Origin of the sequence: Nocardia stercoris (assembly GCF_003696265.1) — a bacterium.
GTDB classification, from domain to species: Bacteria; Actinomycetota; Actinomycetes; order Mycobacteriales; family Mycobacteriaceae; genus Nocardia; species Nocardia stercoris.
This window is the reverse complement of sequence record NZ_RFFH01000026.1, coordinates 1-23726: the sequence shown is the minus strand read 5'-3', so window position 1 is coordinate 23726 and position 23726 is coordinate 1. Positions and strand designations below refer to the sequence as shown.

The 23726-nt window shown below is 66.0% G+C and carries 22 protein-coding genes; 14 read left to right on the top strand and 8 right to left on the bottom strand.

The genetic code is table 11. The features are described from left to right. Window positions 1–236 precede the first annotated feature (236 nt). The 4 genes from gap (at window position 237) to EBN03_RS31740 (ending at window position 3608) form a co-directional block, all read left to right on the top strand. Complete coding sequence (gene gap / locus EBN03_RS31755) at window positions 237–1253, top strand: type I glyceraldehyde-3-phosphate dehydrogenase (protein WP_122191869.1); 1017 nt, start codon at window positions 237–239, stop codon at window positions 1251–1253. Window positions 1254–1258: 5 nt separating this feature from the next. Further along, window positions 1259–2473: a phosphoglycerate kinase gene (locus EBN03_RS31750; RefSeq protein ID WP_122191868.1), complete on the top strand. Its 1215-nt coding sequence runs from the start codon at window positions 1259–1261 to the stop codon at window positions 2471–2473. Window position 2474: 1 nt separating this feature from the next. Then, complete coding sequence (gene tpiA / locus EBN03_RS31745; RefSeq protein ID WP_122191867.1) at window positions 2475–3260, top strand: triose-phosphate isomerase; 786 nt, start codon at window positions 2475–2477, stop codon at window positions 3258–3260. A gap of 141 nt (window positions 3261–3401) precedes the next feature. Further along, on the top strand, window positions 3402–3608 hold the full coding sequence (locus EBN03_RS31740; protein ID WP_122191866.1) for a hypothetical protein: 207 nt from the start codon (window positions 3402–3404) through the stop codon (window positions 3606–3608). Window position 3609: 1 nt separating this feature from the next. Here the strand turns inward: EBN03_RS31740 and EBN03_RS31735 are convergent, their stop codons facing one another. After that, complete coding sequence (locus EBN03_RS31735; RefSeq protein ID WP_233608771.1) at window positions 3610–6069, bottom strand: thiamine pyrophosphate-dependent enzyme; 2460 nt, start codon at window positions 6067–6069, stop codon at window positions 3610–3612. Window positions 6070–6084: 15 nt separating this feature from the next. Beyond that, window positions 6085–6651, bottom strand: a complete 567-nt coding sequence (locus EBN03_RS31730) for an META domain-containing protein (protein ID WP_122191865.1) — start codon at window positions 6649–6651, stop codon at window positions 6085–6087. Window positions 6652–6820: 169 nt separating this feature from the next. Here EBN03_RS31730 and secG point away from each other — a divergent pair, with 169 nt between their 5' ends. Beyond that, window positions 6821–7057, top strand: coding sequence for a preprotein translocase subunit SecG (gene secG / locus EBN03_RS31725; RefSeq protein ID WP_122191864.1), 237 nt, complete (start codon window positions 6821–6823; stop codon window positions 7055–7057). Between the two features lie 221 nt (window positions 7058–7278). Then, window positions 7279–8796, top strand: a complete 1518-nt coding sequence (gene adh / locus EBN03_RS31720; RefSeq protein ID WP_122191863.1) for an aldehyde dehydrogenase — start codon at window positions 7279–7281, stop codon at window positions 8794–8796. Between the two features lie 83 nt (window positions 8797–8879). Here the strand turns inward: adh and EBN03_RS31715 are convergent, their stop codons facing one another. The 3 genes from EBN03_RS31715 to EBN03_RS31705 form a co-directional block, all read right to left on the bottom strand. After that, window positions 8880–10298, bottom strand: a complete 1419-nt coding sequence (locus EBN03_RS31715) for a tyrosine-type recombinase/integrase (RefSeq protein ID WP_122191862.1) — start codon at window positions 10296–10298, stop codon at window positions 8880–8882. Between the two features lie 399 nt (window positions 10299–10697). Continuing rightward, window positions 10698–10955 (bottom strand): helix-turn-helix domain-containing protein, encoded by a 258-nt coding sequence (locus EBN03_RS31710; protein ID WP_122191861.1) that lies wholly within the window; start codon window positions 10953–10955, stop codon window positions 10698–10700. A 107-nt stretch (window positions 10956–11062) separates the two neighbouring features. Beyond that, the gene (locus EBN03_RS31705; RefSeq protein WP_122191860.1) at window positions 11063–12589 is read right to left on the bottom strand and encodes an ISL3 family transposase; all 1527 of its coding nucleotides are present in this window, start codon (window positions 12587–12589) and stop codon (window positions 11063–11065) included. A gap of 95 nt (window positions 12590–12684) precedes the next feature. Between EBN03_RS31705 and EBN03_RS35370 the strand changes: the two genes are divergently transcribed. The 3 genes from EBN03_RS35370 (at window position 12685) to EBN03_RS31690 (ending at window position 14070) form a co-directional block, all read left to right on the top strand. Beyond that, on the top strand, window positions 12685–13014 hold the full coding sequence (locus tag EBN03_RS35370) for an ATP dependent DNA ligase (RefSeq protein WP_122191859.1): 330 nt from the start codon (window positions 12685–12687) through the stop codon (window positions 13012–13014). 229 nt (window positions 13015–13243) lie between these two features. Next, window positions 13244–13612: a hypothetical protein gene (locus EBN03_RS31695; protein WP_147471783.1), complete on the top strand. Its 369-nt coding sequence runs from the start codon at window positions 13244–13246 to the stop codon at window positions 13610–13612. A 38-nt stretch (window positions 13613–13650) separates the two neighbouring features. After that, the gene (locus tag EBN03_RS31690) at window positions 13651–14070 is read left to right on the top strand and encodes a hypothetical protein (protein WP_122191857.1); all 420 of its coding nucleotides are present in this window, start codon (window positions 13651–13653) and stop codon (window positions 14068–14070) included. 36 nt (window positions 14071–14106) lie between these two features. Here EBN03_RS31690 and EBN03_RS34385 read toward each other — a convergent pair whose 3' ends face one another. Then, window positions 14107–14271, bottom strand: coding sequence for a hypothetical protein (locus EBN03_RS34385; RefSeq protein ID WP_158675801.1), 165 nt, complete (start codon window positions 14269–14271; stop codon window positions 14107–14109). A gap of 631 nt (window positions 14272–14902) precedes the next feature. Between EBN03_RS34385 and EBN03_RS31685 the strand changes: the two genes are divergently transcribed. Both EBN03_RS31685 and EBN03_RS31680 read left to right on the top strand, forming a co-directional pair. After that, a complete protein-coding gene (locus tag EBN03_RS31685) occupies window positions 14903–16288 on the top strand; it encodes a hypothetical protein (protein ID WP_122191856.1) in 1386 nt (461 codons plus the stop codon). Between the two features lie 169 nt (window positions 16289–16457). Next, window positions 16458–16937 (top strand): DUF4265 domain-containing protein, encoded by a 480-nt coding sequence (locus tag EBN03_RS31680; protein WP_233608770.1) that lies wholly within the window; start codon window positions 16458–16460, stop codon window positions 16935–16937. A gap of 22 nt (window positions 16938–16959) precedes the next feature. Here the strand turns inward: EBN03_RS31680 and EBN03_RS31675 are convergent, their stop codons facing one another. Further along, window positions 16960–17574, bottom strand: coding sequence for a hypothetical protein (locus tag EBN03_RS31675; RefSeq protein ID WP_199743057.1), 615 nt, complete (start codon window positions 17572–17574; stop codon window positions 16960–16962). A gap of 92 nt (window positions 17575–17666) precedes the next feature. Next, entirely contained in the window at window positions 17667–18620 is a 954-nt protein-coding gene (locus EBN03_RS31670; protein WP_147471782.1) for a hypothetical protein, read from the bottom strand. 314 nt (window positions 18621–18934) lie between these two features. Here EBN03_RS31670 and EBN03_RS31665 point away from each other — a divergent pair, with 314 nt between their 5' ends. The 3 genes from EBN03_RS31665 to EBN03_RS33925 all read left to right on the top strand — a co-directional run bounded on the left by EBN03_RS31665 (window position 18935) and on the right by EBN03_RS33925 (window position 23311). Continuing rightward, window positions 18935–20167: a HEAT repeat domain-containing protein gene (locus EBN03_RS31665; RefSeq protein WP_158675800.1), complete on the top strand. Its 1233-nt coding sequence runs from the start codon at window positions 18935–18937 to the stop codon at window positions 20165–20167. Then, entirely contained in the window at window positions 20164–22077 is a 1914-nt protein-coding gene (locus tag EBN03_RS31660) for an RHS repeat-associated core domain-containing protein (protein ID WP_158675799.1), read from the top strand. Before EBN03_RS31665 ends, EBN03_RS31660 begins: the two co-directional genes overlap by 4 nt. A 529-nt stretch (window positions 22078–22606) precedes the next feature. Further along, window positions 22607–23311: a hypothetical protein gene (locus EBN03_RS33925; RefSeq protein ID WP_147471781.1), complete on the top strand. Its 705-nt coding sequence runs from the start codon at window positions 22607–22609 to the stop codon at window positions 23309–23311. Window positions 23312–23726 lie beyond the last annotated feature (415 nt).

Below are 23726 nucleotides of genomic sequence, written 5' to 3'. Positions count from 1 at the left end.
CTGCTTGCCTGTCCGGTACCGACCGGTCCGCCGAACCCGGTGCATTGCTTGTTGTTGCAACGTGCAGTGGCCCGGTGCCGTGACCTGAGCCGGTTCACCGTCTCGCAACGTTGTGAGCTTCACAGGTCACGGCTGTCTTACGAGGCCCAGGGCCGTGTCCGGGAACGCTATGGTGTGCCGTTAAGGTGGAATTCGCATCGGAGCGAAATTCCGCTGGAGAGCTGAGGAGCGATAACGTGACTGTCCGGGTAGGTATCAACGGCTTCGGTCGTATCGGACGCAACTTCTTCCGCGCGGTCGAGGCGCTGAAGGCGGTCGGCAAGACGGATATCGAGATCGTCGCGGTCAACGACCTCACCGACATCAACACCCTGGCGACGCTGCTGAAGTACGACTCGATCCTGGGTCGGCTGCCGCAGGACGTCTCCGTCGACGGTGACACCATCGTGGTGGGCGAGCAGCGCGTCAAGGCGCTGGCGATCAAGGAAGGCCCGTCGGCGCTGCCGTGGGGCGAGCTGGGCGTGGACATCGTGGTCGAGTCCACCGGTATCTTCACCGACTCCGCGAAGGCCAAGGGCCACCTGGCCGCGGGCGCCAAGAAGGTCATCATCTCCGCGCCGGCCTCCGGCGAGGACATCACCATCGTCATGGGCGTCAACGACGACAAGTACGACGGCAGCCAGAACATCATCTCCAACGCGTCGTGCACCACGAACTGCCTGGGCCCGATCGCCAAGGTGCTCAACGACGAGTTCGGCATCGTGCAGGGTCTGATGACCACCGTGCACGCGTACACCCAGGACCAGAACCTGCAGGACGCGCCGCACAAGGACCTGCGTCGCGCCCGCGCCGCTGCCCTGAACATCGTGCCCACAGGCACCGGTGCGGCCAAGGCCATCGGCCTGGTGCTGCCCGACCTGCAGGGCAAGCTGGACGGCTACGCGCTGCGTGTGCCGGTCCCGACCGGCTCGGTCACCGACCTCACCGCGACGCTGGCGAAGCCCGCCACCATCGAGGAGATCAACGCCGCGATGAAGGCCGCCGCCGAGGGCCCGCTGAAGGGCATCCTGAAGTACAACGACGACCCGATCGTGTCGACCGACATCGTCACCGACCCGCACTCGTCGATCTACGACGCGCCGCTGACCAAGGTGATCGACAACCAGGTCAAGGTCGTCTCCTGGTACGACAACGAGTGGGGCTACTCCAACCGTCTCGCCGACCTCATCGGCCTCGTCGGCAAGTCCCTCTGACCCGCATGGCAGTCAAGACACTCGCAGACCTGCTCGCCGAGGGCGTCGAGGGCCGGGGCGTGCTCGTGCGCTCCGACCTGAACGTGCCGCTCGACGACAACGGGGTGATCACCGACGCGGGCCGCATCGTGGCCTCGGTGCCGACCATCAAGGCGCTGGCCGAGGCCGGTGCCAAGGTGGTCGTCACCGCGCACCTGGGCCGCCCGAAGGGCGAGCCGGACCCGAAGTTCTCGCTGGCGCCGGTCGCGGTGCGTCTCGCCGAGGAGTTGGGCCGCAACGTCCAGTTCGCCGGCGACGTGGTGGGCTACGACGCGCTGTCGCGCTCGGAGGGCCTCACCGACGGTGACGTCATGCTGGTCGAGAACGTGCGGTTCGACCCGCGCGAGACCAGCAAGGACGACGCCGAGCGGGCCAAGCTGGCCGCCGCGCTCGTGGAACTGGTCGGCGAGGACGGCGCGTTCGTCTCCGACGGTTTCGGTGTGGTGCACCGCAAGCAGGCGTCGGTGTACGACGTGGCGAAGCTGCTGCCGCACTACGCGGGCAACCTGGTCGCCGCCGAGGTCGACGTGCTGCGCAAGCTGACGGCCGACCCGGAGCGGCCGTACGCGGTCGTGCTGGGCGGCTCGAAGGTCTCCGACAAGCTGGCGGTCATCGAGGCGCTCGCACCGAAGGTGGACACGCTGGTCATCGGTGGCGGCATGTGCTTCACCTTCCTGGCCGCGCAGGGCTACGAGGTGGGCACCTCGCTGCTGCAGGCCGAGATGGTCGACACCTGCAAGCAGCTGCTGGAGACCTACGGCGACGTGCTGCATCTGCCCGTCGACATCACGGTGGCGGACAAGTTCGCGCCGGACGCGGAGTCGAAGGTGGTGTCCGCCACCGAGATTCCCGACGGCTGGATGGGTCTGGACATCGGTCCCGAGTCGGTGAAGCGCTTCTCGGCGCTGCTGACCGAGGCCAAGGTCGTGTTCTGGAACGGCCCGATGGGCGTGTTCGAGTTCGAGAAGTTCGCCGACGGCACCCGCGGGGTCGCCGAGGCCATCGTGACCGCCACGTCGAAGGGCGCGTTCACCGTGGTCGGCGGTGGCGACTCGGCCGCGGCCGTGCGCACCCTGGGCCTGCCCGAGGACGGTTTCTCGCACATCTCCACCGGTGGCGGTGCGTCGCTGGAATACCTGGAGGGCAAGGAACTTCCGGGCCTGACCGTGCTGGAGGCATGAGATGGCGCGCAAGCCCTTGATCGCGGGCAACTGGAAGATGAACCTCAACCACCTCGAGGCCATCGCTCTGGTGCAGAAGATCGCGTTCGCGCTGCCCGACAAGTACTTCGCGAAGGTCGATGTGACGGTCATCCCGCCGTTCGTCGACCTGCGCAGCGTGCAGACGCTGGTGGACGGCGACAAACTGCTCATCACCTATGGTGCGCAGGACGTCTCGACCCACGAGTCGGGTGCCTACACCGGTGAGATCAGCGCGGCCATGCTTGCCAAGCTGGGCTGCACGTTCGCGGTGGTCGGGCACTCGGAGCGGCGGCAGTACCACAACGAGGACGACGCGATCGTGCTGGCGAAGGCCAAGCAGGCGCTGAAGCACGAGCTCACCCCGATCGTGTGCATCGGGGAGGGGCTGGGTGTGCGCGAGGCGCAGACCCACGTCGCCTACAACCTCGAGCAGCTGCGTGGTTCGCTGAAAGGCTTGACGGCGGAGGAGATCTCGAAGATCGTCATCGCCTACGAGCCGGTGTGGGCCATCGGCACCGGCCGGGTCGCGACCCCGGCCGACGCGCAGGAGGTGTGCGGCGCCATCCGTACCGAGCTCGGCAAGCTGGCCGACCCGGACACCGCGGCGGGCGTGCGGATCCTCTACGGCGGTTCGGCCAACGCGAAGAATGTCGGGGAACTGCTCGCGCAGCCCGATATCGACGGTGCGCTGGTCGGCGGTGCGTCGCTCAAGGGTGACGAGTTCGCGACCATGTCGGCGATCGCCGCGGGCGGTCCGCTGCCCTGATCGGCGAACGCCGCTACGTCGTCCGGCCCGGTACCACGCGGTACCGGGCCGGAGCCGTTTCGTGGCACCGGGATGTGGTGCGGATCGGGGGTCGCGCTCGCTTGTGGTGACAGCGATGGTGCGCGATGCGAGGATCGGTGGATGGCAACGGAATCCGGGCGGACCGCGCGCGTGGTGATCGAGCTGGACGCGGACCGGGCGCGGGCGCTGGGCGATCTCGCGGAGCTGTACCACGCGACGCCGGAACGGCTGGCGGCGTCCTGGGTCGCCTATCACGTCGACCGGCTGCGTGCGGGACTGCCGCCGGATGCCGAGCCCTCGCAGTGGGAACCGGATCCGCCGCAGTGAGTCAGGGTCGGCTGGGCCCGCCGGAGCCGGTCACATCCCACATGAGTTGTATTGCGGCGGACTCGATCTCGTCTTCGCTCAGCCAGACGGTCGCCGAGGCCGGTCCGAGCGGGCCGAAACTGTCGGCGCTGGTGACCCGGCTCAGCGCGCCCCGGTAGCCGCCGTCGACCAGGGCGGTGACCACCGCCTCGGAAACCCCTCCGCTGCGCCGGGTTTCGTCGGCGACCAACACTCGGCCGGTGGCGTGCGCGTGAACGAGCAGATCCTCGACGGGCAGCGGTGCGAGCCAGCGCAGATCGAGCACCCGGGCCCGGATTCCCTGGCGCGCCAACCGCTGTGCCACCCGCAGGCTCATCGGTACACCGTTGGCGAAGGTGACGATCGTCAGGTCGCTGCCGTCGCCGTGGCAGCGGGCGCGGCCGACCGGGACATGACCGGTTCCGGTGGGGGACAGCCACTCTCGATCACCGGATGCGTACAGGTCCTGGGTGTGGTACAGCGCGATCGGTTCCAGGAACACCGACACCCGGCCGTCGACCCGGGCAGCGCCCACGCAGGTGCGCAGCATGGCGGCCGCGTCCTCGGGACGCGACGGTGACGCCACGATCAGGCCCGGGATATCCCGCAGGGCCGCAACGGAATTGTCGTTGTGGAAGTGGCCGCCGAAGCCCTTCTGGTAGGCGTAGGCCGCGATCCGCACCACCATCGGGTTGCGGAACTGCCCGGCGGAGAAGAACGACATGGTCGCGGCCTCGCCCCGGATCTGGTCGAGCGCGTTGTGCACGTAGGCCAGGTACTGGATCTCGGGGATCGGCAGGAAGCCGGCCAGCCCGGTCCCGAGCGCGACGCCCAGCACGGTCTGCTCGTCGAGCGGGGTGTCGAAGACGCGGCGGCCGCCGAAGGTGCGCTGCAGGCCCTTGGTGACGCCGTACACGCCGCCCTTGCGGCCGACGTCCTCACCGAAGACCAGCAGGTCGTCGTCGCGATCGAGCAGTTGCCGCAGCGTGCGGTTCACCGCCTGGGCGAGGGTTGCCGGTGTGTCGTCCGCGGCCTCGGGGTCGGCGGGCGCGTGGTAGACGGGTGCGGAGTCGAAGGCGACTTCCGGGCCGGATTCGGGCATGGCGACGATGGCCGGTTCGGTCGCGCCGAGCGCGGGCCACCAGGACGCCGGGGAATCCGGCCGGGCGCCGAAACTGCCGTCGAACGGCGCGGCGAAGTCGGGATAGGTGGGTGCGGCAGCGGGTGCCGGTGTGCGGACGGCCGGTGCCGGTGGCGCGGTAATGCGTTGCGGCGCAGGCGGTGCCGGTAGCGGCGTCTGCCGGGCGGCGTCGCGCTCGATCCGGTCCGGGTGCAGGGGCGCGATCACCGCGCTCACCTCGGTGCGGTCGCGCAGCTTCGCCGCGTCGACGACCTCGGCGGCTGTGGCCGCGACCCGATCACCGATCCGGTCGTAGGCGTCGATGACCTCGTCCGCGCTGACCCCGAGCCGGACCAGCAGGGTGCCGGTGGCGGTGAGCGGATCCCGAGCGACGTCATCGGCGATATCGGAGCGGCGCCGGTACGCGGAGTCGACGTCGGAGCCGGCGTGCCCGAACAGCCGGACCGTGCGCAGGTGCAGGAACGCGGGCCGGCGCTGACCACGCACCCAGTCCATGGCCGCCGCCGCGGCGTCCAGGGTGGGCAGCAGATCGCAGCCGTCGGCGAAGAAGTAGCGCAGCCCGGGCCGGGAGGCGTAGGCGGCGGCGATCCAGTCGCGCGGGGTCGGCACACTCAGGCCGATCCCGTTGTCGAGGCAGATGAACAGCACCGGGACCGGAATCCGCCGGTGCGCGGCATTGATCGCGGCGTTGATCGCGCCGGTCGCGGTGGAGTGGTTGGCGCCACCGTCGCCGAATCCGCAGAGCACCACCGAATCCGGTGGCCAGCCGGTGGCGCGGCCGAGCCGGGCCGCGCGGTCCAGGCCGAACGCCAGCCCGAGCGCGCGGGGGAGATGGGAGGCGATGGTGGAGGTGGTCGGCACGATCGCGGCCGCCCGGTCGCCGATCACCTTGTGCCGGCCGCCCGAGATCGGGTCCGCGGCCGCCGCGACCACCCCGAGCAGCAGGTCGCGGACCGGATCCCCGGAACCGGCCCGCCGGACCCGTTCCACGTAGAAGGCGCCCGAACGATAGTGCGGCAGTGCGGGATCGGTGACCCGGGACACGGCCGCCACCGCCACATCGCCCTCCCCGCCGGCCGAGGAGATGCTGTAGTACCCCGAACCGGCGGCCGTGAGCCGCCGGGCGGCCAGGTCCAGGTGTCGGCTGGTGGCCTGCGCCTCGTACAGCTCCCACAGCTGACCGGTCGTCCATGGGCGGCCCGCGACCGCGGCATCGACATCGGTGACCCGGGTGCCGGACACCGCGCCCTTGACCGCGTTGCGGAAGAACAGGTCGAGCATCGCTTCGCGGTCGTCGGTCATGGCGGTCGGCGCTCCTTATTCGGCACGCAGTGTGAGACCAGTGTGCTCCGCCAGGTTGCGCAGGGTCAGGGTGCCGGGGCCGGTCACGGCCTCGACCGGTCCGCGCAGCGCGCGCAGCACCTCTTCTTCCAGCGCCAGCACCGCCGAGCCACACCACCGGCTGGTGGTGGCGGTCCGGAACACGATTCGCGCCGTGTGGTCCTCGGCCGGGCCGACGGGATCGATGCGGGCGTCGCCGGTGAGCCGGTTGCATCCGGCATTGCCGAACACGGCGCCGCCGGGGGTGATGGTGAGAGTCGGCCGGACCTGCGCGAGTGCCGGGTCGTGATCGCCGCCGCGCGCGTTCAGGACCGTCACGACCACCCAGGGCGTGCCGAGCAGCGGGGCCGGCGGACCGGGCGGGCCGAACGGGTTGCCCAGCGGGTCGGTGGGGGCGCCGGGATCGGCGGCCGACGCGTGCAGCTGTCCGGCGACGGCCCGGCCCACGGCCGGCGGCGGTGCGGCGGTGGTCGGTATCGAGCAGGCCGCGGCAACCAGCGCGGTCGGCAACAGGGGGAACCATCGCAGCAGGTGGGCCGCCATGTGGCGGATGTTACCGGCCGGAAGTGCGTGTTCCCGGCTGGCGCGCAGGGCGCTCGGGCGGCGTCCCGGTCAGGTGGTCGTTCGGCGCGCGGGACGGGGCGGGTCGGGGCCCGCCGGGGCGGCTCACCCGGTAGCGAACCGGCCCCGCGGACCGCATAAGCTGTCGAGCATGCGCATGTTCCTGGATATCCTCCTGGTGATCACCAGCCTGCTACTGGTGCTGCTGGTGCTGCTGCACCGGGCGAAGGGTGGAGGCCTGTCCAGCCTGTTCGGTGGCGGCGTGCAGTCCAGCCTGTCCGGTTCCACCGTCGTCGAGAAGAACCTCGACCGGATCACCGTCTTCACCGGCACCATCTGGCTGATCGCCATCCTCGGCATCGGCCTGCAGATCAAGTTCTCGCACTGATCACCGAACACCAGCCGCGGGAGTGCCGGACAGGTTCCGGCACTCCCGTGGTCTTTCGGCCCCCGATGGGAGGCCGGTGACCCTCCCTCTCTGCGGAACAGTGGCGAGGTTCGGCCGCGCCGAGAATGTTCCGCCCGGACATTTCCGTGGCGGTGGGATAGTGGTGCAGGTCACGTCCGGACGGCGTGGCGACCAGCGGTATCCCACAAGGAGGGTCGGTCATGTCCTACGCGAAGCCCGGTACGGACGGCAGCATCGTCGAATTCGCTACTCGCTACGACAATTTCATCGGCGGTGCGTGGACAGCGCCGGTGGCGGGACAGTATTTCGAGAACCCGTCGCCGGTCGACGGTGAGACCTTCTGCGAGGTAGCGCGTTCCACCGCCCCCGATATCGAGCTGGCACTCGACGCCGCGCACCGTGCCGCCGACGGCTGGGGTGCCACACCGGTCGCCGAGCGGGCCGACATCCTCAACAAGATCGCCGACCGGATCGAGGCGAACCTCGAGGCGCTGGCGGTGGCCGAGACGTGGGAGAACGGCAAGCCGGTCCGGGAGACCAAGGCCGCGGATCTGCCACTGGCAGTGGATCATTTCCGGTATTTCGCCGGTGTGGTGCGTGCCCAGGAGGGCGGTATCTCCGAGATCGACGCCGACACCATCGCCTATCACTTCCGCGAGCCGCTGGGTGTTGTCGGTCAGATCATCCCGTGGAACTTCCCGATCCTGATGGCGACGTGGAAGCTGGCACCCGCGCTGGCGGCGGGCAACGCCGTGGTCCTCAAACCCGCGGAGCAGACTCCGGCCTCGATCCTGAAGGTCGTGGAGCTGATCGCGGATCTGCTGCCGCCCGGAGTCGTCAACGTGGTCAACGGATTCGGTGTCGAGGCGGGTAAGCCGCTGGCGTCCAGCCCGCGGGTGGCGAAGGTGGCGTTCACGGGGGAGACCACCACCGGCCGGCTGATCATGCAGTACGCCAGCGAGAACATCATCCCGGTGACCCTGGAGCTCGGCGGCAAGAGCCCGAACATCTTCCTGCCCGATGTCATGGCGGCCGACGACGAATTCCTCGACAAGGCGATCGAGGGTTTCGTGATGTTCGCCCTCAACCAGGGCGAGGTGTGCACGTGTCCCTCACGCGCACTGGTGCATTCGTCGATCTACGACGAGTTCATGGCGCGCTGTATCGAGCGCACGAAGGCCATCGTCAGCGGTGACCCGCTCGACGACGCCACCATGATCGGCGCCCAGGCCAGCAACGACCAGTACGAAAAGATCATGTCCTACTTCGACATCGGCCGGAAGGAGGGCGCCGAGGTCCTCGTCGGTGGCGGCCCCCGCAAGGTCGAGGGCCTGCCCGGCGGCTACTACGTCGAGCCGACGATCTTCGCCGGCCGCAACGACATGCGGATCTTCCAGGAGGAGATCTTCGGCCCGGTCGTCTCGGTGACCACCTTCGACACTCCCGAAGAGGCGCTCGCGATCGCCAACGACACCCTCTACGGCCTCGGCGCCGGCGTGTGGACCCGCGACATCAACGCCGCCTACCGGCTGGGCCGCGGCATCAAAGCGGGCCGGGTGTGGACGAACTGCTACCACGCCTACCCCGCACACGCCGCCTTCGGCGGTTACAAGAAGTCCGGCATCGGCCGCGAGAACCACGCGATGATGCTCGACCACTACCAGCAGACGAAGAATCTGCTGGTTTCGTATTCTCCGAAGAAGCTCGGATTCTTCTGATTCGCCAGGTCAGGAAGGGTTTTCGGGGCGTGTCGGCGGGCCCTGGACAGGGTCGAAACCGGGCCAGTGTGCCAAGAGTGTGCCTAGCTGCGGTGGGCTGGGTCCGAGCCCTGATCGAACAGGGTCGCCGCGGCCGCCTCGAGGTCCTCAGGCTGTGCCGCGCTGTAGGTTGACAGTGAAATCGAGGGGTCATGGCCGTGCCAGGCTGCGACGATGTGGACCGGGACTCCTGATGCGAGCATCAGCGAGACCGATGTGTTCCGCAGTCCCTTCAACGGGATTCGTCGCAGCCCGGCACGGCTGCGCAGCCGCTGGAACTCCAGGGAGTACCAGTCCGGCGGGATGGGGGTGCCGTCCTCATGGACCGCGATCAGTCGATCGTCGGACCAGGGGATACCCAGCTCCCGACACTCTGCCTGCTGCCGGAGTTTCAATGCGCGCAGTGCTGCGGCCAAGTCGGCGGGTGGCGGGAGGTCGCGTTTGCTGCGGCGTGACTTCGGCAGGTTTTCTTCGGTTTCCTTGCCGAGAGTCGTTCTGGCTCGGCGGATCTGCATTGAGGTGTCGTCGAACCGGGTCCAGCGCATCCCGAGCACTTCGGAGCGACGTAGTCCGTAGGTGGACATGATCCAGCACGCGGCCAGGCGATGATCGGCGACGAACTCGCGAAAGGTGTTGATCTCGGCAATATTCCACGACTTTGTATTCAGCTCGTTGTCGTCGTCGGTGAGGTCATCGCTGGGGCGCTCGACCAGCGAGATTACGTTCCGCGGCAGTGCTCCTTGATCGACATAGGACTGGACCACCATGCTCAGGGCGGTCAATGTGGATCGCACGGTAACAGGCTTTACCCCGCCGACTGTCTCTGCTGGGTGAGCGGGGGCATACACGCCCCGCCGGAGTCTGGTCGCGCGGCCGGCCTTGACCAACGCCCAGGTAGTGGCATGAGCAGGTTTTCCGGGGAATGCCGCCCGGATCTCTTGTGCGGTGATCCCTTCCGGGTGTTGCGCGATGAGGTCGGCTACCTGCGACAGGAGGCTGTTCGGGCGGAAGTTCCTGCGGGAGCGTCGGCCTTCGCTGAGCATCCAGGTCACCAGGTCGTCGCCGTCCTTTTTGGTGAGGTTGGCCAGTTTGAGGCCGCCGAGCTGGCGCCGGGCGGGCTTGAGATCGTTGTGGTAGGTCCGCATCGAGTTCCGGCGGAGACCGCGCCGCCCGTTCAGCCATTGCTCACATGCTTCATCTACCGTGGCATCGGTGATTTTCACGTATCGTCCGGCGGCGACTTCCGAGGTGATCCTGCGATACTCGCGTCGCGCTTCGGTCAGTGTCCGGTAGGTGAATCGCTGTCGGTCGCGAGTGCCATCGGGCTTGGTGCCGACGTCGACCTGGAACGTATAGGTGACGTTCCCGTTCCTGGCTGTGCGTTTGTTGATCGGCTCGCTGCGGCGAGTTTTCTTGGGCTGCTCGGGATCTTCGTACGGGTAGAAGAGACTGTTCTTGGGCATATCGATCCTGCTGTCGTAGTGGAAGATTGATACGAGGCGGAGGTGCAAATGGGGACGACGCATCGTTAGACGGCACGAGCCCAGGTACTGGCCCGTTGCGAGCTCGGCGTGCCGACGGCCCAATGGGCTGGATCGAATCGAGGTCCCGTGGGTCGTTTCGTGTCAGGCCTTGTGGGCACCGTGCTCTGCGGCGGAGATACGGATATGAATCAGCACCATGGAGGGTGTGACGCCGTCGATGGGATAAAGGCGGCGGAGTGCGGTTTCCGCTGTCGTGGGTGCCGGCTCCGGCGCTCGCGCCTTATGAGTCCAAGATCGTCTATGGCATAAGGCAGTGCCGATGGAGGACTGGAAGTGGCTGGCGCAGAGAGCTACCGCGGATGGGGTCCTGCCATGCCGTTACCTGGGATCTTCATCCGGGTCAGACTCGAGGTGGAGTATTTTGCGCATCCACCGAGATGGAATTCGAATGAGGTGCCCGACCCGAATGGCCGGGAGCTCACCGGTCTTCACTGCGGCGTAGGCTGTGGAGCGCCCGATGCCGAGCAGTCGAGCTGCGTCGGGTACCGAGATGGTCGGATTCTCCAGTAGGTGCTGTGCCGGGTTCTCGGAACCGGTCGGTTCGTCCTCGTGTGGTGTGCGTAGGTGCTTGGCCATGGCAGGCTCCTGACGGGCATATCATCCGGTCAGTCCCTCGCACAGACCAGGGTACCGGCATTGGGGACTGTAAGAAGACCGGGTCTGGCGCACTTTCGGTGGTCGCCTCAGGCCAGCAGGATCCGGTGCCGGAGTAGCTCGAATCCTGCCCGCCCATACATTTGTCGCTTGATCAGCTTGGTTTTGGTGTTGACGCCCTCGATCGGCCCTTTGTTGTAGGGCAGAGTCAGACCGGCGACCACGGCGTCGTGGTCCTGGTCGAGCCCGCGTAGGAATGGGCCGAGCTCGATCAGCCCGGCCTCACGGACCTGCTTCATCCAGCCGTCGAGGTCGCTGCCGCGGCGCTCGGTCAGAATCGCAGCGAATTCACCGATGAGGCGGGACAGGTCGGTCATTTCAGGGCAGGCCGCGACGAGTTCGTCCAGGTGGGATTTCCGGCCGGCGGGCAGGTCGGTGGGCCGGGTCAGGATCCATGAGGTCAGCCGCCCCGGCGAAGGAGTGATCCGCTCGGTTTCGGCGCGGCCCTGGTTGAGGTATTTGTGCAGGAGGTTGAGACCGCCGGTGTAGCCGAGGGCTTTGATCTCGTGGAACAGGTGCAGCACCGGGACACCGGGCTGTTCGGCGCGCCGCCGGCGAAGATGGTCGCGATACGGATCGACCAAGTAGGCCCGGTATTGCGGCGGCAGGCGCAGCTGATCCGGTTCTGCCGCGCGGGCATACCGTTTCACCGTGTTCAGCGACAATCCCAGCCGCCGTGAGCAATCTAGCAGACCGACGCCTTGATCGAGCAGGTTGTGCACCGCATGCCAGCGTTGCAGCGTGGTGGTTTCCCGGACCAGCGTCTGTCGTTTCGGGCCGGCGGCGGCCCAGCATCGGCCGTGCGCGGCAACGACGTCTCTCACCGATCGGGCCAGGCCGTGCCACAGGTGCCAGCGGTCGCTGACCTGCAGTGCGCGGGGCAGCGCGCGGCGGATCGCTTCGGCGTAGGTATTCGAACCGTCCCGGACGACGACCTCGACGTTCGGGTTGGCGCGTAGCCATGCTTCGAGAGTCTCGGACTTGCGGTCACCGAGAACGTCGATCCGTTCATGGGTGACCGCGTCGATGACGACGGTGCCGTAACGGTTGCGGCGGCGCAGGGCGAAGTCGTCCACGCTCACCACACGAGGAACCGGCTGCGCCGGCAGCGGGATACCCAGCAGGATCCGCACCGCGGTATGACGAGACAGCCGCACCGGCAGCGCCGCCAGCAGCCGGACCGCAGCGCGGCCGGCCAGCTCCCGCACGACCACCCGAACCTGGCCGGTCAGCCGGGCGGTGCGGCGCTGGTAGCGTTCGAGCACGCCGGGAACCTGCTCACGGAATGTCCTGCAGCACAGCGATGTCGGACAGACAAGCCGCCGCACCCGCACCCGGATCACGACCGGGCGCCCGTCCAACGGCACGTCAGCGACAGTCCGATAGTGGTAGCTGTGAACCGTAACTGACCATGCACCGCACCGTGAACACTCGGCCGGACCGGACGCCGTTCTGGCCGCTACCACGATCCGTTGGCCCTCATCGACCACACCGTCGATCACCAACGGATACAAACCCGAAAACACACGCCCCACAGCAACATCCGCCACATCCATCGAGGCATCGTGCCGTCAACGACCCGTCGGCCACCACCGAAAGTGCGCCAGACCCGTTATCCCGACACTCCCCGGAGGCCGTCGTCGTCGGGGCGGTGCCCGGGAACGGCAACGCAGCGACATTCGGCGCGCTCGTTCTGGCTGGCCACACACCGGACGGGCGACTGCGCGGGATCGGCAGTGTCGGAACAGGGTTCACTGTCGATGCGCGGCGAGCGATCCGGGCGGCTCTCGACCAGATCCGACGCGAGGCCTGCCCGCTCGACGAACCACCTCCGGCGATTGTCGGCCGGTCCGTGTGGTGGGTCGACCCGGTTATCGTCGCCGAGGTCGAGTACCGCGAGTTCGCCGGTGTGCTAAGGCATCCCAGTTTCCGGGGCATTCGTACCGACAAGGCTCCCGAACAGGTCAAAGTGTCTTTATAGGATCAGATGTCATTGCGGCTGGTGAGAAGGCTCGGCACTGCCCCACCTTGGCGGGAGCAAGGTGGATCGAGGTCGGTCCAGCCTGCTAGCCTGTAGCGCTGCCATTGTGGCGCTTGATATTTCGATGAGTTGGATGGGCCGGACAACCACCGGGCCAGGGGGAACGTACATGCGATTTCGGTCCACAGCAGGAATTCTCGCCCTCGGGGGCTTGGCGCTGGTAGGCCCCGTGGAGGTGGCGACAACCGCGGCCGCCGACGGCTCCTCCTCGGGCTCGCCCTACACGCCGGTTGACCTCGCGCCGGGTGTGCAGTGCAACTACGCGTTGCAGTGCACCAACGACAATGACCAGCCGTATGTCATCCACGCCACCGCACAATGCCCGCCGCAGGACCCCAGGACGCTCCCTCCGCTTGTCTCGGCCGCTCCGATGCCGCCGAAGATCCCCTTCAGCGTGGTGGCCGATCCACACACGACCGTTGCCCTGAAGACGCCGACACTGTGGCCCTGCTTCGCGAAAATCGTCCCCGTCGACGCCGAAGAAGTGCAGGAACAGCCACAGGATGCACCCACGCCTCTGCTGATCCCATCCAACTGATCCCCGGCGGAAACAGGTACAACACTGAAGGTGAACCAGTGGTACAGGAGAGCTCCGATCGCACGACCTACGGGCCACAGCAGCAACTGACGGTCAACGGCCGGGTGGTGACCGATCCGAACGATCTCACCGAGCGTGAGTTCATCGCCCTGTTCGCCAAGCGCAGCGGCATGTACATCGTCCGCACCGACGTGCGCAGCGTCATCAACTTCCTCAACGGCTACGACGCGGCGGCCGGCCGCCACGGCCGGCCGCTGCTCGACGGCTTCCGCGAGTGGCTGATGGCCAACTACCTCGGCCACCACAGCAGCCTCGCGTGGTGGGCGCTGATCGAATCGATCGTGCTGCCGGATCGCGACCTCGCCGAGGCTCTCACACCCGAGCAGGAATCGCAGGTCCTCGAGTTCCTCTTCGACGTGCTCGACAAGTTCCTGGCCGAGCGCGAGACGGCCGGATAACGCCGCCTGGCACTACCCCTGGCACGACGAAATCACCTACTGGCCTTGGGATCTGAGTAGGTCGCCGTATCGGCGCAGCAGCTGGCGGACCCATCGCTGGTCTGCCCAGACCTGCGGGTCGTCGGGGTCGGGGTCCGCGTCGATCAGGGCCTGCCGGTCGATCCAGTCCTCGTCGATGTCCATACCGGTTGGACGCAGCACCGCAGGGGATGGTTCCGGACAGAATCGCCTCTACCTGCAACGACTCTCCTGTGGCTGACCACCATATCTGTCACCGCGAGGTGCGGTTGAGCGCGCGGATGCGGTGGCCTGATCACGACATCTGTCACCGTTTTTCCAACGTGGGTGTCACCAATCTATGCGTTCCGCGCCGCGTGACCGACGATGTGAGGTTGTATGTCGCGGTGCCGATGAGCCGTGATCCGTTGTGGTCGCACTCTTGTTGTTGGACCGAGTTGGCAGTTCCCGCAGTGATTTCCAAGGACGCGCATAGAGCACTACAGCTCGACGCAGGGTGGCCGGCTCGGTGGTCCGTATCGTGCCAGTACAGCGCCCATGAGGTGTCAGCCCCGGTGAGGGACCTGGGATCGTTGTCGATGGCGGGCCGGACGCCGGTCCGGCGATTCTCTTGGCGGCGAGGTCAGCGGCATCGAACGCGCCAACCCACCAGCAGTATCGGGCTGACAGACCGGGTTCTGCAAAGAGCTCAGAACCACTGCTCTCGGGGTCTTCGAACAGCGATTGAAATCGTCACGCAGAGGATGTCCTGACGGGACAGCATTTGTCCTGATCCGGCGCGGCTGGCCCCGGCCGAGTTTGCGAGGATGGCTCGGTGTGGAAACCGGCACCCATCTTTCACGGGGAATTCGAAGCCGAGCTGACGACGCAGCCCGCCGACGCGGATCGTCTGGCTGAGTTCGCGGCCGAGCGTGGGCTCGAGTTCGCGCGCATAATGCTGGACCGAGGACGGGTGCCAGATGAGCCGATGCTGATCTGGTCGGCGACGGGTGACTTTACCGCGGTTCGCGAATCGATTTTCGCACTGGTCGCAGACGTTCGTGCGATAGGTATTTCGTTGGCGCGCATCAAGATCGGGGCGACACCACAGACGGTCGGGGTGCCGGAATCGGAAGCTGCGGCGCGGGAGCTGGGGCAGCTCTACTACTTCGAACACCACATCGAACTGTTGCTCCCCGGCACCACGGAGGCAGACGGTCTCGCGGATCTCGCCATGGCGCACACAGCACACCTGTCGACGGATACCCGGAAGCTCCGTACCGACGGACAGATCGAACGGATCGTCACCCAGCGCTGCCGGTTCGTCGGCGACGACGTCGCAGCCGCCAGATGTGCGGCACTGGTCGCGGCGCTGCGGGCCCAGCACTATCAGGTGACATCCGTCGAGCGGAAGTTTGTCGTCCACGACAGCACCCCGTCCGTCGACGACGGATGGATCAAGGAAAAGCCGGATGCCGTGCTGGAATCGGCCACGATTCACCGCTGGAACATCCGAAACGGCACCGGAAGCCTGACCCGCGCCGACGGATCGCCGGCATGGTTCCATTTGGCTGACGTCGCGTTACGGGATGTCCTCGAGTTGCGCGAGGGCGATCGGGTCGACGCATTGATCCAGTATGGTCGGGAAGCGGGCTATCCGCGCCCGGCGGAGTCGGTTCGGCGACAGGACGTGGCAGACCGGCCGGTGGCGCTCGACTACCTGCGATTCGAATTCACGAACTTCTCGGAGTACGACGGAGGTGTCTTTGCGCACGATTGCCAATGGGTTCACACCAAGCACTTCCGGCTGCAGTCGGAGGCGATCGCCGACCGGATGATCCTGGCCGCGTTGATTGCCCATCCGCAGTTCGGCGACGACTACTTGGGACCCGACTCGGCCGCGAAGTCGAAGTCATTGCATGGAAAGTGGTGGCGTCACCGCATCGGACCGGACACCTACCAGCAGGTCGACGTGGATCGCGCTATCGAAGTCTTCGATGAGTGGGCAGGTGACGTCGACGAGATGCCGGCGCGCTTTCGGGAACGACTCGAGGCCCATGTCTACGCGCCGACTCGGACGGCAACCAGCCACTACGTGCTCGGGCCGCTCTCACCGGATGCGGTGCACGACTACGGGGATGTACACGTCGGGTTCTGCGAACTGGTTCTCATCGACCGGGCGGCGGAGACTGTCACCTTGCTCGTCGGCACGGACGATTGACGAGACCGGGCGGATCGTTGTCCATGGTGGGCGGGACGCCGGCCGGTGATTCTTGGCGGCGAGGTCAGCGGCACCGGTCCGGCCGAGTGGTACGGATGGATCGGACGAGTGAGGCAGACTGATCTCCGCGACAACCTGACGGGCTGTCGGCAGCGTGAAGGAGACAACAGTGGCCGACGATGTTGCTCGAGTGCGGGTGGGATTCGAGTTGCCTCAGGATGGGGACAATTGGCCGCCGGTCGGAGTCGAAACGATGTGGGCGATCACGCGCGATGAGGACCTCGTCGAGTTGGACAACATCCCCTTCTTCGTTCAGGGGTTCTCTGCCGGGGACGTGGTGCGTGTCGTTCCCGACGATGACGGCCTCCTATGGGTCAGGGAGGCCGTGGAGTACTCCGAGAACTGCACGATCCGCATCGTCCCTTATGGCGACGGCGATTCGGCGCAGAAGCGACAGGCCGTGTTGGATGCGTTCGCACCGTTGAGAGTCGAAGGCGAGGGACTGAAGCGGTTCAATCTGGTCGCCCTGCATGTGCCGGCCGATGCCGACATCCGCGCGGTGAAGCAACTCGTCATTCAAGGCGCGCAGAGCGGACGGTGGGACTACGAGGAAGGCTGTATTTCCGAGGAGTGGCGCGCCGCTGACTGATCGGACCGGCGGCGGCGTCACATCACAATCCGCGCGCGTACTCGTGCCAGTAGGCAGCCGCGTCCGAGGTCTGCCGCACTACTCGATCCGGTTCGGCTGGGGCAGGCCAGAATTGTAGGAGGTAGCAGTCGACCGGCGGTTCGTCATCCACTCTGGTGTCGGCCTCGCGGCCGGCATCCATACCACGTGCGCAGTACCGAACCCGATAGTCGACCTCCGCCAGGTCCAGCGTCCAGGCATTCTGCTGTAAGAATTCGACCAGTTCGCTGGAATCAGACCTCGGGCGGAACGAAACTTCCACCACGTCTTCCCATTCCGGGTCCAGCGCCGGAGCCTGATCGAGCACCTCGACAGTGAATCCGACCTTGCCGGTATGCAGCCCGGTCATGAGAAGGAGCGCGCCGGGTACCGCCGCACCGCAGAGCCCGCCGCTCTGACCAGCGAAGGACTCTGGCAGCTCCGAACCGGGGCTCGACGGGTCGCTGTGGACATAGATCTGGCCGTAGTGAACATCTACCTGACCGTCGACCAGTCGCCCGATTGCCACCCTGTCCTCCTCATCTGCGGAACCCGGCGCCTGGCCGTACCGGCGCCCCTCCAAAACGGGCAAGTTGCCCGTCGTAGAACGTCCGCTCATGCCGATGTGCGGACAAGGTGATGTCGTGTGGAATCCGGTCGTTGATGCGCGCGAGTTCGTGTTCGGCGGGGCGCACTGCGGATGTGGGCGGATCAGTGTGCCACAGGACCTTGGGGAGGTTGTAATGGGCGGTCTCCCCACCAGTGGATGCCGTTGGCGTCGGCTCGCAGATGTTCAGCGATCGTGCCGAGCGGCTCGCCGATGTCGCATTCCGCGACGTCTTGACCGAAACGCGTCGGGTCCGGAGGACAGGTAAGCCCGCCTCCATACTGCATCTTGTAGAACGTGTTGCTGTCGCGCTCGTAGGTCGAGCGACGTAACCCGATACGGCGGGCAACATCGTGCCACGGGTCCTGGTAGACGACGGCGAAGGTCCACTCGTCCTCGGCCCAAGCGTCTTCGACGGCGATGCGCGCTGCCGTGTGGCTGATCAAGAGAGAATTCAGACAGGCCGACAAGGCACGTTCGGACCAGCGGGGAGACTCGATCGCAGCGAAAGTCTGCGCGAGGCGCCGATGCGCATCGGTGGTCCTGCGGTGCGGATGGCGCGGCGGGGGCCAGCTGAAGGCGGCCACGTTGTTGGCCGGCTCGAGTACGCTGGGCCAGCCCGCCGCCGGTGGTATTCCCCACCAGCGGCGACCGTCTTGCTCGGTCCATCCGACAACCACGTCCTGGCCGTCATCCGGTACCCCGTCGAGCAGGTGCCTGGCCTGCGACCGCGCCGAAGCATGTCGCCCACCCCGGACGAGCGGGTCCGACAGTGTGCTCGGCTCCCGAGGAACGTGCAGGTCGACCACCCGCATCCCGAAGGCTTCGTCGGCTTGGTCGCGGTACCGCGCGCACAGTGCCCACTCGTTGTCGACCCAGCACTCGTCGACCCATATTCGCGAACCTGGTTCTGCGGCAATGTAAACGAAGTTCTCCGCGACAAATTCAGTCCACCGCCGCGACGGTGCGCCCAAGAACTTGGCGATAACAAGATCCGTCGGCTCGAGACGCCCCTTGGGCGCCGGTATCACCGCGTACTTCGGACGTTCGTTGCTCACCACCACAACGTAAAGGAAAACACCACTGCCCGAACGCCTTTCCCCTGGCCGCACCGGAACAGTCGACACGGTGCGCGCGCGTGCTGAGCCCTGCGTTCGTCGCGAGTGCGGCGCCAGTCACTCCTCACACCACCTGACTACCCTTAGATACAGTGAGCAATATTGCCGCCGTGCGGGAGTCCGGGCCGGCCGATCCGAGCCCTGGGCCGCGCGCTCGTCTCGTGCTGTGCTGCCCGATAGCTACCGCGTGTCCGCCTGTATCAGGATCGGGTGCATGGGCACGCTTTCCGGGCGCCGACTCTTGGATCCGTAGATTGCCCTTGCGTTTCAGGTACCGGATCGGCGAGTATCCAGGGCATGAATACACGGAAGGGCGGATTCGCCCAGGGCCGTTGACGGCCCGCGAGTCGGCGCAGTCGCCGACCGACCTTGTCGAGTCGTGGCTCGCTACTGCTCTGAAGAGCTCCTCCGGTGAGGGCTACGGGTCCGCGAGATCCGGGATCTTCGAGGCGCTTCGTTCCGACCCGACCCATCCGATCGCCGAACACTTGCTCGCGCTCGTCGAACATCCCGATCCTGGGGTCCGTTCCATCGTGCTTCAGTTGCTGGCCGATCTTGCGCCGCTGAACTCCAGGCGAAGCGCCCTCGTCGAGGCAGCCGAGAGCTGCTTCACGGACAGCGACATGCAGGTGCGGCGCCGGGCTGTGTGGCTGGTCGCCGCTGCCGATCACGATCGTGCGAGACATCTGCTCTTGGTGTGTAGTTCCGATTGCGAGCCGGTTGTGCGGCTTGCTCTTGTCGAAGCTGTGATCGGCACTCGCTGCCCGCACCAGGAATGCCCGTGCCAGGTCCTGGTCCAGACACTCATGAAGGACTCGGATCCGGCGGTACGTTTGCGCGCGGGCCTTGCCTTCGCCCGCTCAGCCAGCGCTGCGGAACTCGTTCCTACCGAGGCTGCCCTGGTCCAAGACCTGGTCGCAGCCGGCGCGCGTTTGGCCGGCCCTGGTAGCAGGCTGCGATGGTCGGCAGGCGAGTTGTGGGCGAGTGCCTTGGTCGTGCAGGACAGGGAATCGGATTGCTATCGGTGGGTTGCCCAGTTACTCGCCCGCCCCGAACCGGTCTGCCGACACGCCGCGGTCGAGATGGCACATCAAGCGATCCGTCGCTGGCGCGCGGCAGCCTCGCGGCTGTCCTGCCCTCTGGCGGCTGCGCTCGGTGACGACGTGGCGGAGGTCGGATCGGCCGCCGCCGCCGTGATATGCGCAAGCCTCGAACTGACCGGGGCGCATGCGGACGAACTAGCCGAACTGTTGGAGGTGCCTCGGTTCCGCGAAGTGGTGTCAATGGCGTTGGGCCGGATCGGTGACCGCCGGATTCACCGGCCCCCTGTAACGGAGTCCGAGGCCCTGGCCGCGCTCCGTCGGGAAGTCGAATCCGGACATCGGGAATGTGCGGTGGACCGGACCGGCGGCTGCAGTCTGGGACAGGCCGTTACGGTACTGATCCGGTCCTTCCCACTCAGCCCAGCTCTCAGAGCTCCTCGGTGACCGACGGTGCCGGCACCAGCGGCACGACGGTTGCCACGAGCAACCTGCAGGGCCAGGTCTCCAACTATCAGGACGCCAACGGAATCAAGACCGCCAACACGTTCGACACGTCCGGTCGTCTGATCCGGGCGGCGACCACGAACAGCTCCGGCTTGAGCAGCGAGGTCGAATACACCTTCGACAACGCCAGCCGTCTCAAGACGGTCGCGCTGGACTACTCCACCGCAGCCACCGTGACCTACGACGCCGCCGGTCAGGCTAATGGGATCACCTACAGCAACGGCACATCGGCAACGGCGCCGCAGCGTAACAACACCGGAGCGCTGACCAGCCTGGAGTGGAAGGGCCCGGCGTTCGACTACCTGTCGAAGGCGACCCGGTCGCAGAACAACCGCATCACCGACGAAGGGATCTACACCGGCGGCACAACCCAAACCCAGCTGGCATCGGACTCCTACACCTACGACGCCGGCGGCCGGCTCGTCGCGGCGACGGTACCGCACCACCAGTTGACCTACGGGTTCGCCCCCACCGGCGGATGCGGGCAGAACACTGCCGCCGGTGCCGACACGAACCGGACGTCGTTCAGCGACAGCCAGGACGGCGCCGCCGCGACCACGACGACGTACTGCTACGACAACACCGACCGTTTGGTGTCGTCGAGCAGCGGGGGAACACCGACCTACGATGCCTACGGTGACACCACCAAGATCGGCGGCGACACCCTCGCCTACGATGCGGCCAGTCGTCACCTGAGCACCACGACCGCGTCGGGGACCACCATCACCTACACCCGTGACGCCGGCGGCCGGATCCTGCAGCGAACCCTGACGGGCTCGACGACCGGTACGACCCGTTACGGCTACACCGATGGTGGTGGCAGCCCGTCACTGGTGCTGGTCCCGAACGGTCTCAGCGACAACGTGCAGCGTGTGCTGCCGTTGCCCGGTGGCGTGGTGTTGTCGAAGTCCTACGCCGTCGGCCAGGTCCGCAACTGGTCCTACCCCGACATCCGCGGCAATGTCCTGTTCACTACGGATAATTCGGGTGGAACGGTCAGCCCGATCCACGTGTACGACCCGTACGGTCAGGACATCAACCCGACCACCGGTGTTATCGGTGACATCGCGATGCCGCAAACCGAGCAGGGTGGCATGGACCTGGGCTGGCAGGGCGGCAACGGCTTGCCGATCGAACACAGTGGTGGCCAGCAATACATCGAGATGGGGGCACGTACCTATCTGCCAAGTCTGGGCCGGTTCCTGCAGGCCGATCCCGTCGCCGGTGGGTCTGCCAACGGCTACCAGTACACCTACGGCGACCCGATCAACGCCAACGACCCCACCGGACGCGACACCGACTGGCTCGGCATCATCTCGTTCGCCTGCGGTATCGGCGCTCTCGTGGCGACGCTGGCTGGACAGCCCGCGATAGCAGCAGGTTTCGAAATCATCGGCGGGGCCGCGGCGTTCTTCCACGGGCTGCTGGCACTCCCCAAGGCGAACAGTCCTTTGGAGGTTCTGGGCGATATCGTCGAAATGGCGATGGGTGCTCTCAGCGTGTACTCCGGGGTGGCTGCACTGGCGCAAATGGCATCCGCAGCCGCCGCAGCCGCCAGCGCGGGCGCTCTTCCGGGAGACGCTGCAGACGTTGCGATGGCCGAACCATCGTATGGTGGCGGGCTTTACGGGCTTGCTCATAACACACTGGACGAAGCTGTCTCGAACGGTATTCCTGTTTACGATGCATTCCTTCCGGGGGACGGCCCGTTGTGGACTCGGTATTTGATGACTTTTACGGATGAAAAAAACATCCTCAATCAATTAACCTGGCTCAAAATCGTTGTCGGCATGGGTAGGATACTCGGAATGAACTTGCCTTTGGTTGGGTACGAGATTATTACAGAGTAGGTTCGTAATTGGTTATCTGTGATAGCCAGGATTGGTTGCGTCGTTGCGGGGGCACGAGTGGCAAGTGTCCAGGCCTGAGCTGGCGGGGCTGTTGCTGCGTCATCGAGTGTGCAGATATGGCGCTCTCGCCTCGGCAGGCTTTCCAGGGCGGGATGACCCTTATTCTGCAGGGTTCGACTAATTCGAGCTGTTGGAAGGTGTGGCTCTCTCGAAGGAGTGGGTTGGGTAATTTGGATTCGATATACGCATATCTGAACTTGGTGCCCGGTTCTAGTGCATTCAGGACTGTGACGCCACCCCGCCGATTCTATTTGTGATGCGATTCGAATGGTGGTGCAAGCTCGATGGATGGCCGGGGGCGTATGTCAGGTGGCGAGCTGCTGGCGCTGTCGAAATCCATAGGCGCCTGGAATGTTCGAGTTGAGCAATAGGCTTGATGCCCAAGGGGTCACCCATCTGGCGCATCAATTCGAGGTCGACGGCAGTTAGGTCCGGTAAGGTGATGTCAAATCAGACAGGGGATCATGGTATGTGGAAGCAACTGCGGGCAGGGATGTTCGGGTTATTGACGTTGGCTACACTTGCGGCCTGCCGCCCGGACGGTACGCCGACTGGCAGTCCGGTGACGGTGGCGTCGGTACCCTCGCTCAGCGGTAGTGCGGATCCCGTCGCAGCACCCGGACCCGGAACATCACTCGCGGATGTGACTACCTGGATCAACGCTGGAATCCAAGTCGACCCAACTGGCTATCAGAAAGGTGCGCTGAAGGCAGTAGTCCCGGATACCGCAACGGACACTGGGGGTTACGACCCGGCCGGCGCGGTGCAGATAGTCCCCAGCGGCATCGCCTTCCAGAGCCCCAGCGGCAAGATTAAATGCATTGCGCTCGCAGGCCTCCTGTGCGGGGTCGACCTGCAGAAGCCCCCACCGGACCCCCAGGAACAGTCCCGCCTGCCTTGGCAGGCCAACGTCGTCGAAGCGGTGAATAGCAAAGTCGAGATCGGCGAGTACAGTGGCAGCCCAGCCCCCTGGGAGGTGGACGGCCCAGGCAACCGGCTCCCCTACGGAAGCACGGTGACGACCCGAAACGGACCGACTTGCCGCATGGACCAGGTAGGCCTCTATTGCCTGAATCCGGATGCCAAGTCCGCCTATCGAATCAGCGATGTAGGCGTCGTGCCCTTTGGCTGCCTCGCTCCTTCGGTGACCGGCCGTGAGGCGTGGCACTGCTGATCCCGGTCCGCGTTCGGGTCCGTGAGCCTGGAGATCCAGGGTGCTCAAGAGCGCCGCATAGATGTCGTCCTCATTTTAGGCGCCGGTGCCGCGGCTGCTGCCTGGTTCTGCGTCATCACGGTGCGGCGTGACACCGATGCGCACATGCCCAAGTACACGGGCAGTACACGGTTTGACGGAGAATCGATGGGCTGCAACGGGAAACGGGAAGCCATGCAATTCCATTATAATCACAGTTGGTGGTGCATATTGAGAATCGTTGGGATATACGCCGGGAATCTGTTTCTAGGTCAAGGGGTCGCAGGTTCGAATCCTGTCAGCCCGACGTATCGACGCAGGTGGGGCCGGTTTCACTGGCCCTGCCTGTTCGTCGTTTCGGTTCTTTGTACACGGGTTGTACACGCTTTGGCTGTTC